The organism is Panacibacter microcysteis (assembly GCF_015831355.1).
GTDB lineage: Bacteria > Bacteroidota > Bacteroidia > Chitinophagales > Chitinophagaceae > Panacibacter > Panacibacter microcysteis.
Map to the genome: position 1 here is coordinate 1468304 of NZ_JADWYR010000002.1, position 13679 is coordinate 1481982.

Annotated in this window: 12 protein-coding genes; 6 read left to right on the forward strand and 6 right to left on the reverse strand. The window is 42.2% G+C overall.

The window, feature by feature from the left end; genetic code table 11:
- Nucleotides 1–220 precede the first annotated feature (220 nt).
- Entirely contained in the window at nucleotides 221–637 is a 417-nt protein-coding gene (locus tag I5907_RS18010) for a nucleoside-diphosphate kinase (protein WP_196992188.1), read from the forward strand.
- A 32-nt stretch (nucleotides 638–669) separates the two neighbouring features.
- On the opposite strand, the gene I5907_RS18015 is transcribed toward I5907_RS18010, so the two are convergent.
- The 6 genes from I5907_RS18015 to I5907_RS18040 all read right to left on the reverse strand — a co-directional run bounded on the left by I5907_RS18015 (nucleotide 670) and on the right by I5907_RS18040 (nucleotide 6172).
- Nucleotides 670–1569, reverse strand: coding sequence for a TraB/GumN family protein (locus I5907_RS18015; RefSeq protein WP_196992189.1), 900 nt, complete (start codon nucleotides 1567–1569; stop codon nucleotides 670–672).
- A 186-nt stretch (nucleotides 1570–1755) separates the two neighbouring features.
- Nucleotides 1756–2466 carry a hypothetical protein gene (locus tag I5907_RS18020; protein ID WP_196992190.1) on the reverse strand — a complete coding sequence of 237 codons (711 nt, stop codon included), beginning with the start codon at nucleotides 2464–2466 and terminating at the stop codon, nucleotides 1756–1758.
- Between the two features lie 12 nt (nucleotides 2467–2478).
- The gene (locus tag I5907_RS18025; protein ID WP_196992191.1) at nucleotides 2479–3192 is read right to left on the reverse strand and encodes a LytR/AlgR family response regulator transcription factor; all 714 of its coding nucleotides are present in this window, start codon (nucleotides 3190–3192) and stop codon (nucleotides 2479–2481) included.
- Nucleotides 3192–4223, reverse strand: coding sequence for a sensor histidine kinase (locus I5907_RS18030; protein ID WP_196992192.1), 1032 nt, complete (start codon nucleotides 4221–4223; stop codon nucleotides 3192–3194). Before I5907_RS18030 ends, I5907_RS18025 begins: the two co-directional genes overlap by 1 nt.
- A gap of 141 nt (nucleotides 4224–4364) precedes the next feature.
- The gene (locus tag I5907_RS18035; protein ID WP_196992193.1) at nucleotides 4365–4961 is read right to left on the reverse strand and encodes a DUF4142 domain-containing protein; all 597 of its coding nucleotides are present in this window, start codon (nucleotides 4959–4961) and stop codon (nucleotides 4365–4367) included.
- 353 nt (nucleotides 4962–5314) lie between these two features.
- Complete coding sequence (locus I5907_RS18040) at nucleotides 5315–6172, reverse strand: sigma-70 family RNA polymerase sigma factor (RefSeq protein WP_147188503.1); 858 nt, start codon at nucleotides 6170–6172, stop codon at nucleotides 5315–5317.
- Between the two features lie 404 nt (nucleotides 6173–6576).
- On the opposite strand from I5907_RS18040, the gene I5907_RS18045 reads away from it, so the two are divergent.
- From I5907_RS18045 to I5907_RS18065, 5 genes are all read left to right on the forward strand, one after another.
- Nucleotides 6577–7593, forward strand: a complete 1017-nt coding sequence (locus tag I5907_RS18045; RefSeq protein ID WP_196992194.1) for a threonine aldolase family protein — start codon at nucleotides 6577–6579, stop codon at nucleotides 7591–7593.
- A 172-nt stretch (nucleotides 7594–7765) separates the two neighbouring features.
- Nucleotides 7766–9427, forward strand: a complete 1662-nt coding sequence (gene pgi / locus I5907_RS18050) for a glucose-6-phosphate isomerase (RefSeq protein WP_196992195.1) — start codon at nucleotides 7766–7768, stop codon at nucleotides 9425–9427.
- Nucleotides 9428–9588: 161 nt separating this feature from the next.
- Nucleotides 9589–10671 (forward strand): MBL fold metallo-hydrolase, encoded by a 1083-nt coding sequence (locus I5907_RS18055; protein WP_231402156.1) that lies wholly within the window; start codon nucleotides 9589–9591, stop codon nucleotides 10669–10671.
- A gap of 122 nt (nucleotides 10672–10793) precedes the next feature.
- Entirely contained in the window at nucleotides 10794–12005 is a 1212-nt protein-coding gene (locus I5907_RS18060) for a hypothetical protein (RefSeq protein WP_196992196.1), read from the forward strand.
- A gap of 144 nt (nucleotides 12006–12149) precedes the next feature.
- Nucleotides 12150–13334, forward strand: a complete 1185-nt coding sequence (locus tag I5907_RS18065; protein ID WP_196992197.1) for a PQQ-dependent sugar dehydrogenase — start codon at nucleotides 12150–12152, stop codon at nucleotides 13332–13334.
- The last annotated feature ends 345 nt before the right edge of the window (nucleotides 13335–13679 follow it).

Here is a 13679-nt window from a genome sequence, read left to right on the forward strand (position 1 = left end):
CACATATACAATAACAAAACCAGCTTTGGATTGCCCACTCTTTACCGGTATAACCATTTTTTATGTTGTAGCCGGCACCAGTATTTCAATGAAGCTGCTGTTGCGTCGCACTCTTGTACGGCAGCAGCAATATTCGGCTGGTGCGAAGATTATGCATTAACATAAAATTTCTTTTTATTTAAGCCGTTCCGCTTACTTTTGCCGCCAAAATTTAACCGAGATGAGTAACAGAACTTTTACCATGATAAAACCTGATGCTACCGGCAAAGGTTATACAGGTGCAATCTTAGACCAGATTATAAACGCAGGCTTTGCAATAAAAGCCATGAAATGGATAAAATTAAGCGCAGAACAGGCTGGTAAATTTTACGAAATACACAAGGAACGACCTTTTTATGGAGAGTTGGTTGAATTTATGAGCAGCGGGCCGATAGTAGCAGCCATTCTTGAAAAGGAAAATGCTGTTGCCGATTTCAGAACATTGATCGGTGCTACCAACCCTGCAAACGCAGCAGAAGGTACCATCAGGAAAAAATATGCAGCGTCTGTTGGTGAGAATGCCGTACACGGCAGCGACAGCGATGAGAACGCCGTGATAGAGGGAAACTTTTTCTTCTCTGGTCTTGAAAGATTTTAAAACAAAACGGCTCGCCTGCGGCGAGCCGTTTTTTAATTTTGTATTGCCCGTACCTGGTAGCCCATTTCTTTGAGCAGGTTTAGCAAACCGTTTGTGCCGCCAAGATGCCCCGCCCCCACTGCTATCAATAATTGCTTATCTTTTGTAATTGCAGCAAACTTCCCGGCCCAGTTTTTATTCCTGCTGTCGATCATTACATCCTGGATTTCGCTGGTAGAGCCTCCATCAGTTTTCAGGCTAAATTCCAGCAGCTTATCTACATCCTGCTCTTTATACAACCTGATCATTTCTGCTGTTTCTTTTGCGGCTGTTTCTATACTGTCAATACTCTGCAACAATTCTTTTGCCTGCTTTTCGTAAGGAATGTTTTCCATTATTGATGCCTGGAAAGCCACTGTTTCCAGTCCTTTTATTTCTTTCTTTTTGGTATGGGCCAATTGCATAATGCTCAGTTCCATACCGTCTGACTGGGCGCAGGGCAACATGGCCTGGTACACCAATGCCGATACAAGCATGGGTTGCATTTTACCCAGTAACTGCAGTTGCATACCCATACCATGTTTATCGAAGAATGTCTTTATACGTTCGTATTCATCTGGCGTATATAGTTGTGGCAGTGTTGTATCGTGCTTCATTGTGCCGGCTGCAAGCCCACTCATCAGCTGACCAAAATCGTCCATGTCTATTTCAAAATAAATTTCATCTGCCGCGGTTATAACAGCCTGCAGGTTGGTGCTGAGCTTTGCATCATTTGCGCACAATAAGTGCATGGTGCCAAAAATGTATGATGGCTTCTTTAAATCTTTACCAGTTACTTCCCACAACAGGCTTTTGCTACCTGCGGCAGTTTCGTATTGCGCTTTTGTCTGGCAGGAAAACAGACCGGTAAGACTTAATAACAGTGATGTATATTTTATTAGTTTCTGCTTCATTTCTTTTACTACAGTTTACATTTTTTGATGCACGTTTGTCTACAGATCGCTACAGCCGCCATACTAACGGAACGATGAACCGAGCGTGGCAACAGGCGATGCCCAAAGATCTGCTGCCGGTAACAAAATAAATAAAAAAGCAGATGCCATTAGCGACACCTGCTGATGAAAAAGTTTATTTAACGCTTATTTCGGCATATCGAAAACGGTTGCATCTACATTGGTATTAATATCAACCTTCGTAACAGTTGTATTTAACGTAAAACCTTGTGGCAACGTAATTTCAGCGGCAAAAGGCATTACAAAACCAATGTCTGTTTTACGGTAGTCTGACAGGGCAGATGTTGTAACCTGCCCACCCACGCTACGTTCTGTTTTAATAATGTAGTATGTTGAAGGATCGAGCCAGAGCAACATTTCGGTACCTGAACCTGTAAGCTTGATCTTATAGGCATCTTTATCGCCTGCTTTTTCGTTTGGCAACAGCTCTGCTTTATAGCCTTTTGCTGCGTAATCATATAAAGGAGCGCCCACGTAAATAGCCATTTTTTCTGCGCTGGCATCTTCTGCAGACATCGGTTGCGCGGTAGGCCCGCTCATCATCGGGTTCAAAGACCAGCCGCCATTGTCAGTTACACACTGCATAATTTTCTGGCCATTGAAGTCGATTTCATTTTTATAGCCTTTGCCATTTACCAGGTATGTTTTACTGGGATTATTGCCACCCATTACCTCGAGGTTTCCTTCGGTTACAATAGTATTTACCTGGCTTAGAACAGCTTTGCCGCCGATTGCATCAACGTGTTTGGCAATGATTTCGTCTGCAGTTTGTGCGTGGGAATAGCCAACAGAAAGTGCCATTGCTGCAATAGCAAACAGTAGTTTTGATTGTTTCATCTATGTATGGTTTTAATTATTTCGTCCGGTTAAAACGGTTAGTGCATCGCGGTAATTATCACTAACGGGCAATTCGAGATCGTCGATAAATATACTGTTTTTCATAACAGCGGTAATATGCTTCACTGAAACGATATAAGATTTATGTACCCTGATAAAATCTTTTTCAGGTAATTGTTCTTCCACAGATTTCATGCTCATACGGGTAATAACAGGGCGCCCGGAATTTTTCAGGTGAATTTTGATGTAGTCTTTCAAACCTTCAATCCACGAGATATCGTTAAACACTACCTTGAGCAGCTTGTAATCTACGTTCACAAAAAAGTAGTCAGCTTTTGGGCCGGCCGGATTGCTTATTCCCTTTAACTTGAGATCGTGCAGGTCTTTTGCTTTATTGCAGGCTTTGATAAACCTTTCGAGTGATACCGGTTTTACGAGATAGTCAAGCACATCGAGTGTATAGCCGTCGAGTGCGTATTTTTCATAAGCCGTAATCAAAATAAACATGGGTTTCTCGGCCAGGCTTTGTATAAACTGCAAACCGGTTAAACCTGGCATTTGAATATCGAGGAAGACGAGGTCGATCTTTTGCGCCTGTAATACACTGAGTGCTTCCAGCGGGTTAGAACATTCTGCTACCAGCTCAAGAAAAGGTACTTTGCTGATATTGTCTGACAGCAATTCGAGTGCAAGGGGCTCATCGTCTATGGCAATACATTTAAGCATCAGTGCAGGTTTAATTGTACAGAAACTGTAAACCAGTTATCGTTTTTGTTGATCAACAGACTGTGGTTACTTCCATACAACAAATTTAACCGGCGTTTTACGTTATTCAATCCAATGCCCGATGTTTTGTCTTTAACTTCTTCGCTGTGCTCGTTGTATTTGTTTCTTACCGTAAAGTAAAGAATATTATTTTTTATACTTAGTTCAATATCTATACAGGCTGCTTCAATTAAGCCGGTACCGTGTTTAAAGGCATTTTCCACAAAAGGTATCAGCAACATGGGCTCTATTTCGTATCCGCCATGTACATCCTGTATTTCAACATTTATTTTTACATTCTTTCCAAAACGTAATTGCTGTAAATCGATATAGCTTTTTACATATTCCACTTCTTTTTCCAGCAACACTTTATCATCATCTGTTTCGTACAGCATATAGCGCATAAGTGATGAGAGTTTTATCAACGATGGCTCCAGCTGGTCACTCTGTTTGCGCGCCAACGCTACCATGTTGTTTAAAACGTTGAACATAAAGTGCGGGCTTACCTGCGAACGTAAAAAAGACAATTCGGTCTTCAGGTTTTCATTCTCCCTTTGTTGCTTTAGTTTATCTGCTGTTATCTTATCAAGAATAAGTACATAGGCAGTACTTGCAGCCATTATAAAAAAGTAGGTAAAGATGTTGTACACGAAAAAGTTGGCAATATCGTAGGGCGAAGTTTTTACAAAAGCATTGAACAGCCAGTGAGACAGTACGGAAATGAAAAGGATACATACAACCTGCGATATAATGTAAATCCAAAAGCTCTTCTTATTAACGTATTTCGCAAAAAGGTAATGCGCGTTGAAGTAAAACAATCCAATCCACAAAAAACGGGATACAATATAAAAATTGAGAAACCCTTCGTCCGGTTGCTTACGCTGATCAGAAGAATTTGTTCTGATAAGAAATGGTAAAGCGAAAATGAGTAGCCACCCAAGGATGTGCCACAAAACAATTACCGACTTTTTGCTATACCAGGGTCCTTTCATACAGCCAAAATAGTGAAATCGGCAGATTTAAAAGGGTGAGTGGTTAAATAATGCGACGAAGCAGGAATAAGTTGATACAAAAAGTTGTTACATGAAAAAGCCGGCCATTGGTGGGCCGGCTTAACTAAAATACTCACAAAACTATTTTTTGTCATCGATTGCTTTTGCAGCATCGAGGTGTGTTCTAAGTGTTGGAAGTGTTTCTGTAGCAAAAGCTTTCAAATCAGCATCTTTGCATTTTTCAGCAGCGTCTTCGAATTTTTTTACATCTTCTTCATGGTCATCAACCATCATATCCATGTAAGCTTTATCGAAATCTTTGCCGGTTTTTTTGGCAAGGTCTTCCACATGTTTTTTGTGTTTATCACCCATTTCTGCCGGAAGAGTAATGTTTTTTGCAGTGGCAATTGCTTTCAGTTTATCGTTTGCAGCTGAATGGTCTTTCACCATCATTGCGCCAAAATCCTTAACGCGCTGATCAGCAGCTTTCTCCTGGGCCAGTTTGCCAAGCTCCACTTCCATCATGCCGCCGCTTGCAGCTTCTACCGCAAAATCTGCAGCATCTTTGTCTACAGGTGTAGTACTCATAGGTTCATTAGAACTCATTGAAGAAGTATCCTTCATGTCATTAACGTCTTTTGCGCTATCTACCGGATCTTCACCTGAAGTATTTCCCGAGCCACAAGATGCGAAAAACAAGGTACCTGCTGCTATAGCCAGTAAAAAAGTCTTTTTCATAAAAATGTTTTTATAAGATTAACAATGCAGGGTATGCATTACAAATCGCAAGCCATCCCGCCGGCGGTTTCATCCAAAATATATTTCAGACATGCCAAAACGCTTCAAACAGTTGCTGTTGCTACATAAAACAATAAAAACAAAGGCTGGCTAAGGTGTCTCTTGTTGTTTTTAAAAAACCGCTTTGTGGGGAATGATGTAATAATTTAGTTGAGATTATTCTACAAAACGGCCCCGCACCCAACAAAATGCATCCGGACTGTGCAAAATGCATTGAACAAAGCGTACCGCGGGCTGCAAATAAAAAACCTCCTGCAAAATGCAGGAGGTTTAATTTGTTGTAAAGTTTTCCGTTATCCTAAATAGGCTTTCAATGCGTTACTGTAACGGGCCTTTTGTAAACGTTTGATTGCTCTTTCTTTAATCTGGCGGATACGTTCTTTTGTAAGATCGTACTTCATCCCGATTTGTTCAATCGTTACACCATTTTCACCATCAAGACCAAAATACGCGTTTACAATCTCGGCTTCACGCGGACTAAGCGACTTTAATACACGTTTGATTTCTTCTCTCAAAGAATCTTTCATTACATCATCATCTGTATCATCGCTACCTTCCAGCAGATCACCCATAGCCACATCTTCTGCTTCGTGCACTGGTGCATCCAGGGATGTGTGTCTTGTGTTGCTTTGGAAAATATTGTTGATTTCAGTTTCGCTCATTTCAAGAATGTCGGCTAATTCTTCGGTAGAAGGTTCGCGTTCATGCTCTTGTTCAAAAGCCATATAGGCTTTGTTCGCTTTGTTGTAAGTGCCAATTTTGTTTTGGGGCAGGCGTACCAGTCGGCCCTGCTCTGCCAATGCCTGTAAGATAGACTGGCGAATCCACCATACAGCATAAGAAATGAATTTAAACCCTTTTGTTTCATCAAAGCGTTGTGCCGCCTTTATAAGGCCGAGATTTCCCTCGTTGATGAGATCACTAAGTGAAAGGCCCTGGTGCTGGTACTGCTTAGCCACAGATACCACGAAACGTAAGTTGGCCTGCACCAATTTGTCAAGCGCTCTTTGATCGCCCATCTTGATTCGCTGTGCAAGTGTTGTTTCCTCTTCGGGAGTGATCATCGGAATTTTAGAAATTTCCTGGAGATACTTTTCTACTGCCTGCGAATCACGGTTGGTGATCTGTGTAGCGATTTTGAGTTGCCTCATGTTAAACGATTACTATTTTAAAACAATGATAAGACTATTGTTGCCGGGATAAAGTTGCGTTTGACACTTAAATTTCCGTAATATAAGGAAAATGTTTGCAAAGGTACAACAGTTTAAGGTGATTTTAGTGACAATTGCGTAAAAACTACCCTGTTATGGTAATTTTTTACTAACGCATATGTGCTAAAATTTATTTTGGTACCCGGCAACAGAATCTCTGTTGATCTCCTGTTGCGTCGCACTCTTGTACACATGTACATTACGCTGCACCCCGGCTCTGTCGCGCTACTTTGTCAATGACCTGCCAAATACATACCATATTATCTAAAAAGTAACCCAAAAACAGCCGCTATTTAAAGATATTCCATCAAAAAACATCAACATGCAAACTTATCTTCGCAGGCATGATTGATTTGAGATCTGATACAGTAACGCGTCCTTCGCCAGGTATGCTCGAAGCAATGATGCACGCTTCCGTGGGTGATGATGTATTTGGCGAGGATGAAACAATAAACAGGCTGGAAGCCAGGGTTGCAGATACGTTTGGTATGGAAGCAGGTTTGTTTTGCCCCAGCGGTACCATGACGAATCAAATTGCCATCAAATGCCACACACAACCGGGAGACGAAATAATCTGTGACCAGCTCTCGCATATTTACCAGTATGAAGGTGGTGGCATTGGTTTTAATGCGGGTTGTTCTGTAAAACTGTTAAATGGCGACAGGGGCAGAATTACCGCCAGTATGGTTGCCCAGGCCATCAACAACCCCTCTGATGTGCACAAAGCATATACCTCGCTGGTTTCATTGGAAAATACAGCCAACCGGGGCGGTGGCGCATGTTACGACTTTGCGGAATTTCACAACATAAAACAGGTATGCCAGGAACATAAGCTGAAACTGCACCTTGACGGGGCCCGCATATTTAATGCCGTTGTGGCAAACCAAGAGCAACCTGCTGCATATGGAGAAGTCTTCGACAGCATTTCGGTATGCCTGAGTAAAGGCCTTGGCACACCGGTGGGCAGTGTACTGGCAGGCAACAAAGACTTTATACGCAAAGCCAGGAGAATAAGAAAAATTTTTGGCGGTGGCATGCGGCAGGCGGGCTATCTTGCGGCGGCCGGTATATATGCGCTGGACAACAATATTGAAAGACTGGAAGAAGATCACCGGTATGCACAACAGCTTGGCGAAGCGCTGGTGAAGAAAGACTTTACAGGCGAAATGCTGCCCGTAGAAACCAACATTGTAATTTTTGAAGTTAAAGGCAGGTTTACCCCAAAAGAACTGGTAGCAACATTGCAGGAAAATGGTATTCTCAGTATCGCTATTGCAGGCACACAGGTGCGCCTTGTTACACACCTCGACATAAGCAAAGAGATGATAGAAGAAGTGATACAGGTAATTGAACGCTTATAGGGTTACAAAAAGCAAAAAAAAGCATTAAGAAGAAAGTGTCCGGAGCTGCTGAATAATGATATACAGTACAAGTGTGCGACGCAACAGCAGTTGCATGGATGCAGTACAGCCGGTTTAACCATAATAACCATTCAAGTTATATAACGGGTAAATTAAACAATTAACCGAATCTATGTTTCCAAAAGTTAATCCAACTACTACACAGGCCTGGCTGTTATTGAAGCGACACTTCCAGGAAGAAATGCAGCGCCTGAAAATCAAAAGCCTCTTTGATGCAGACACCGAAAGGTTCTCAAGATTTTCTGTTCGCTTCAATGACATTTTGTTTGATTATTCCAAAAATATTGTTACCGCTAAAACATTACAACTACTGCAACTGCTGGCAGAAGAATGCAACGTGAAAGATGCTATTGAAGCAATGTTCACCGGTGAAAAGATCAACGAAACAGAAGGGCGTGCCGTATTGCACACCGCTTTGCGAAACATGGGCGACAAGCCTGTGCTGAGCGACGGTACAGATGTAATGCCCGCCGTGCGCAAAGTACTGGCACAGATGAAGACATTCTGCGAATCTGTACACAGTGGCTCCTGGAAAGGCTATACCGGCAAGCCCATAAAATACATTGTAAATATCGGCATTGGCGGCAGCGATCTTGGCCCTTTCATGGTAACCGAGGCGCTGAAACCGTATTGGGTGGAAGGCATTCAAACATACTTTGTAAGCAATGTAGATGGTACCCATATTGTGGAAACGCTAAAAAAAGTTACGCCCGATGAAACACTATTCCTGGTTGCATCTAAAACGTTTACCACGCAGGAAACCATGACCAATGCGCATTCTGCACGTGCATGGTTTATACAACATGCAAAAGATGAGGCGCATGTGGCCAAACATTTTGCGGCACTCAGCACCAATGAAAAAGAGGTTACAAAGTTTGGCATTGACCCGCAGAATATGTTTGAATTCTGGGATTGGGTTGGTGGTCGTTATTCTTTGTGGAGCGCTATCGGTTTGTCTATTGCCCTCACCATTGGTTATGATCATTTTGAACAATTATTGAAAGGTGCCCATGCAGTAGATGAGCATTTCCGCACAGAAAAGTTTGATAAAAATATTCCTGTAATCATGGCGCTGCTGGGTGTTTGGTACACAAACTTTTTCCGTGCGCAAACAGAAGCTATACTGCCATATGATCAGTACATGCATCGCTTTGCCGCCTATTTTCAGCAGGGCAATATGGAAAGCAATGGCAAGTATGTTGACAGGAATGGGAATGACACCACTTACCAGACCGGCCCGGTAATCTGGGGCGAGCCCGGCACCAACGGCCAGCACGCTTTTTACCAGTTGATACACCAGGGCACCGTGCTTATTCCGTGCGACTTTATTGCTCCCGCTATAAGCCACAACCCTATTGGTGATCATCACCCGAAATTGCTAAGCAATTTCTTTGCACAGACAGAAGCGCTGATGGCGGGCAAAAGTGAAGAAGAGGTAAGGGAAGAATTGACCAATGCCGGTAAATCGAAAGAAGCCATTAAAAAACTGCTGCCATTTAAAGTTTTTGAAGGCAACAGGCCAACCAATTCTTTTTTATTGAAAGAAATAACCCCGGAATCATTGGGCAGCATGATTGCCTTGTACGAGCACAAAATATTTGTACAGGGTGTTATCTGGAATATTTTTAGTTTCGATCAATGGGGCGTAGAACTTGGCAAACAACTGGCCAATAAAATTCTACCGGAACTTGAAGATGAAACAGGTATCAGTTCTCATGATTCATCGACCAACGGTTTGATCAATGCGTACAAGGCTTTCAGAAAAAAGGGTTAAAATAATGTACCCGGCATTGGTACAGCCATTGAGCTTTACTTGCGTCGCACTCTTGTACTGTTGAATCTTTATTGAACAAACGCGAAGACCGAAGCGTAATCTTATATAACCAGCACGATGCATAATTTTGCCATCGTGCTTTTTTATTGTAATCTTATAACATGTTAGTATTCTTCTCAATCCTGTTCATTATTTTTCTTGGCGTATACCTGTTCATGCAGCGGAAAATCTTTGGTAAAACACCTGATGCAAAACTGGAGGCAAAGATCAATGCGTCGCTTAATTTCCGGGATGGTGTTTTTAAGAATCTGTCACTGACAGACGAAATAAGAAAGGGTGCCTCCTACCCAAAAATGATGATAGAATTTCTCAACAAACCCAAAGACACAACGCCTCAACAGACCATTCCTTCTGTAAAAACAGACCTGGCAAACCTCAGTGATGAAGAGCCCGTAGTTGTATGGTTTGGACATTCTTCTTATTTAATAAAACACAAAGGCACCACAATACTTGTAGATCCCGTTTTCAGCGGTTATGCATCACCGTTTTCAATGTCTGTAAAAGCTTTCAACGGTGCTGATATATACAAGCCACACGATATGCCGGCCATTGATATACTGGTTATCACACATGATCATTTTGATCATCTAGACTATCATGCTGTGATAAAACTGCAGCCAAAAGTGAAACATATTTATACATCTCTCGGGGTAGCCGCACACTTAAAATTCTGGGGTATTGCAGCAACCAAAATCACAGAGTTCGATTGGTGGGATACGCTGAATATAACCGGGAACATTAAGTTAACGGCTGCTCCATCCAGGCACTTTTCCGGCAGAAAGTTTACCCGCGGAAAAACCTTGTGGTCGTCCTTTATACTTGAGATCAACAATTATACAATTTATCTTGGTGGTGATTCCGGATATGACAGCCACTTTAAGCAGATTGGAGAAAAGTGGGGCTCGTTCGATCTTGCCATACTGGAATGCGGCCAATACGGGAAAGACTGGCCTTATATTCATATGATGCCGGAAGAAGTTGCACAGGCTGCCAAAGATCTGAACACACGGGTGCTGTTACCTGTACACTGGGCTAAATTCTCCTTGTCTTTACACCCGTGGAATGAACCTATAGAACGATTGCTTGCAGCTCACCAAAATATTGCCACACAGATCACCACGCCAATGATAGGCGAGCCAGTATATTTTACCAGGCAATTGCCTGCTTCAACGTGGTGGAAATAATTTGTATCTATGATAAAGCACAAAGACATATCATAACCGGTTCATGTTAATAAAAAATGCATATCTGCCGCAATGATTGCGATGCATAAACGTTTAGTAAGGCAATTACCGGAATTACGTTTATGGCTTCACTGTATCGTCCAATATTTATCCTTTTTCTGTTTCTCTCAGTTGGTATTTTTTCCAAAGCGCAAAATAACGCATGGCTGATGGGCACCTGGAAAGGCAAGTCTTACCTGCCCGGCAGCGATGAGGCACAGTATTTCTCCCTAACCCTGAGAGTAGTGGAAATAAAAGGCAATAAGTTCGAGGGCTACCTGAGCACGATGGAACCATACGATACCACCATACGGTATGATGCGCGCTTTACCGGTGAATTTTTTGGCGATTATGTTACCATCAAATCAACCAAAGTCTTTTATGTACGTAACTCGCCGGGAAGCAAATGGCTGCTGAGTTGTGTAAACTGCAAACCACCCAAAATGACTTTTGGACTGCAGGAAAACAGGTTTTACATAAAAGGAACTGTAGACGAGTGTTACCCGCAATGCAAAGGAGTAAGTGAGTTCTCAAAAGAAATTGACCAGTTTAATGACAAGGACCAGGATTCTTTGTATGCATTGCTGAAAATCGAACGACCGCTAAAAAACGTACAGGCAACTGCTGCGGTTGCTGTAGTTGAAATGAAGCCAAAAGTAAATGACCCCGGGCCTGAAGAAGTTAGTATTCAACGAACAATGTTGACGCCTGTTACAACCGAACTTATCAGGAGCAACAAACCTAAACAACCGGTGTTACCGGTGACAGCAAAAATCAACGTTTACAGGCAATCTTCACTTACAATAAAGCCAACAGTGCCAAACAAAATAATACCTGCAGATGTAGCCCAAACAAGCATCAAAAAAGATACGCAGGCAGTTGTGATGCAAACTAAACCTGTGGTGGCTAAACCGGTGTTGAAGGATTCAATTACCGCACTGCCAAAAGGCTACGCTGAAAGAAAAGTGAACGTGGTAAGAACAATCCCCGTAGACACTGATTCCATAACAATTCGTGTGTATGATAATGGCGTGGTTGATGGAGATGTTGTTTCTGTTGTTTACAACGATAAAGTGGTGATAGACCAGCTATCCCTTACGTCGAGAGCATTTGTTATAAAAATACCTGTGCAACCTTCCGGTAATAATACCCTGGTATTTCATGCGCACAACCTCGGGGAGTTTCCGCCAAACACAGCAAAGCTGGAAATTCTTTTCGGCAATAAAAAGGACGAACTGACCATCTCATCTGACTACACGGTGAGTAGCTCAATCAATATCATGTACTCCAGGTAAATCACCACTCACATATTAAGTATTTTTTTATTCAAATTAATGATAATATAAACCTGTTGCTTAAAACCCAGAATTGAATAAAGTTATTTTTACACTTATCGTTTCTGCCAATTAATCCGGCCAACATTTAAAACTCTGACTGCAATGAAAATTACCTTTTTCAAAAAGCAAAACCTGCTTTTCTGTATTGTTATGTTGTACAGTTTTTTTCTGAATAATTTATCTGCACAACCTGAGCTTACTTTTACCAGCGTTGCGGCAGGACTCGAATTGCCGCTGAACATGAAGTCTGCAAATGATTCTACCGGCAGGCTGTTTATTGTAGAGCAGACCGGCAAAATAAAAATTTTAAAAGACGGACAGGTACAACCAAAACCATTTCTTGATATTGCAAATCTTGTTGCTGTAGGTGAATATAAAGGGCTATGGAGTGTTGCGTTTCCCCCGGACTTTAAAAGAACCCGTGCATTCTTTGTGTACTATTATGACAAAGCAAACAACACCATTCTTGCACGCTACCAGGTAAGTAAAACAAATCCAGATTCTGTTATACTCAACTCCAGGGTTGAAGTGCTTTCGCTCAAAGACACCGTTACTACTTTTTCACACTTGGGCGAAATGCAGTTTGGCCGCGATGGAAATCTGTACCTGACGGTAAGCGATGGCAGTTTTCTCAACCGGACCGTAAGAGCAGCGCAGGATAGCACAACACTTTTCGGAAAAATGCTGCGTATAAATGTTAGAAATGGCATTACTGCGCCATATTACACAATACCACCCGATAATCCTTTTGCCGGCAGCACCACGGTAAAACGGGAAATATTTATGATGGGTCTCAGAAATGCGTGGCGGTGGAGTTTTGACAAGCAGACAATGAATATATGGATAGCAGATGATGGCGGTGAACAATGGGATGAAATCAATTTTGTTCCCCGCAACCAGGTTGGGTTTAAGAATTTTGGCTGGCCATGTTATGAAGGTTCGGTAACATTTGTACAACAAGGTTGTGCCGACTCTGCCGGTTACACTTTCCCTGTTTTTGAAAATCCGCCCGATTCAAACGGCGAGCAGGCAATCATCGGGGGGTTTGTTTACCGCGGCAAAAACTATCCCATGCTGAGAGGCTATTATATCTGTTCAGACTATATTCAAAACAAAGCATGGAAGATAAGAACAGCGGCCGGTGGCACCTTCAATATTTTTGAACAACTCAATATTCCGCCGGCTATTACCAGTTACGCAGAAGACGAAGCAGGTGAACTATACGCCACCTCTGCCGAAGGCATCATCTATCGTGTTGGCGCTGCGCTGCCTGTTGCAAAAGAATAGAGACCCTGCTATAATTGTAAAGCCCGCAATCATCATTGCGGGTTTTATTTTTTGGTACCCAACTGCAACGCATGTATCAACTGCTGTTGCGTCGCACACTTGTACTGCATATCTTTTATGAGCAAGGCAGCACCTTGCCGAATTTTGCACAGCCGTACAAGTGTGCGACGCAACGATGCATCATAGTAGCAATGCAGCCGGGCCCCAAAAAAATTCATTCCGTAAATTAAACGCATTAAGCCAAAAAATTCCGTCGCTGATATTTGCCGGGGTGTATACAAAAAAGACGATTTTATCTCAACTTTTTTCCACGGGTTTTAAAGAGTTTATATTTAAGTAATTTCT

Coding starts and splice junctions, on each gene's coding strand:
- I5907_RS18010 (WP_196992188.1), top strand. CDS start 221: ATGAGTAACAGAACTTTTACCATGATAAAACCTGATGCTACCGGCAAA.
- I5907_RS18015 (WP_196992189.1), bottom strand. CDS start 1,569: ATGAAGCAGAAACTAATAAAATATACATCACTGTTATTAAGTCTTACC.
- I5907_RS18020 (WP_196992190.1), bottom strand. CDS start 2,466: ATGAAACAATCAAAACTACTGTTTGCTATTGCAGCAATGGCACTTTCT.
- I5907_RS18025 (WP_196992191.1), bottom strand. CDS start 3,192: ATGCTTAAATGTATTGCCATAGACGATGAGCCCCTTGCACTCGAATTG.
- I5907_RS18030 (WP_196992192.1), bottom strand. CDS start 4,223: ATGAAAGGACCCTGGTATAGCAAAAAGTCGGTAATTGTTTTGTGGCAC.
- I5907_RS18035 (WP_196992193.1), bottom strand. CDS start 4,961: ATGAAAAAGACTTTTTTACTGGCTATAGCAGCAGGTACCTTGTTTTTC.
- I5907_RS18040 (WP_147188503.1), bottom strand. CDS start 6,172: ATGAGGCAACTCAAAATCGCTACACAGATCACCAACCGTGATTCGCAG.
- I5907_RS18045 (WP_196992194.1), top strand. CDS start 6,577: ATGATTGATTTGAGATCTGATACAGTAACGCGTCCTTCGCCAGGTATG.
- pgi (WP_196992195.1), top strand. CDS start 7,766: ATGTTTCCAAAAGTTAATCCAACTACTACACAGGCCTGGCTGTTATTG.
- I5907_RS18055 (WP_231402156.1), top strand. CDS start 9,589: ATGTTAGTATTCTTCTCAATCCTGTTCATTATTTTTCTTGGCGTATAC.
- I5907_RS18060 (WP_196992196.1), top strand. CDS start 10,794: ATGGCTTCACTGTATCGTCCAATATTTATCCTTTTTCTGTTTCTCTCA.
- I5907_RS18065 (WP_196992197.1), top strand. CDS start 12,150: ATGAAAATTACCTTTTTCAAAAAGCAAAACCTGCTTTTCTGTATTGTT.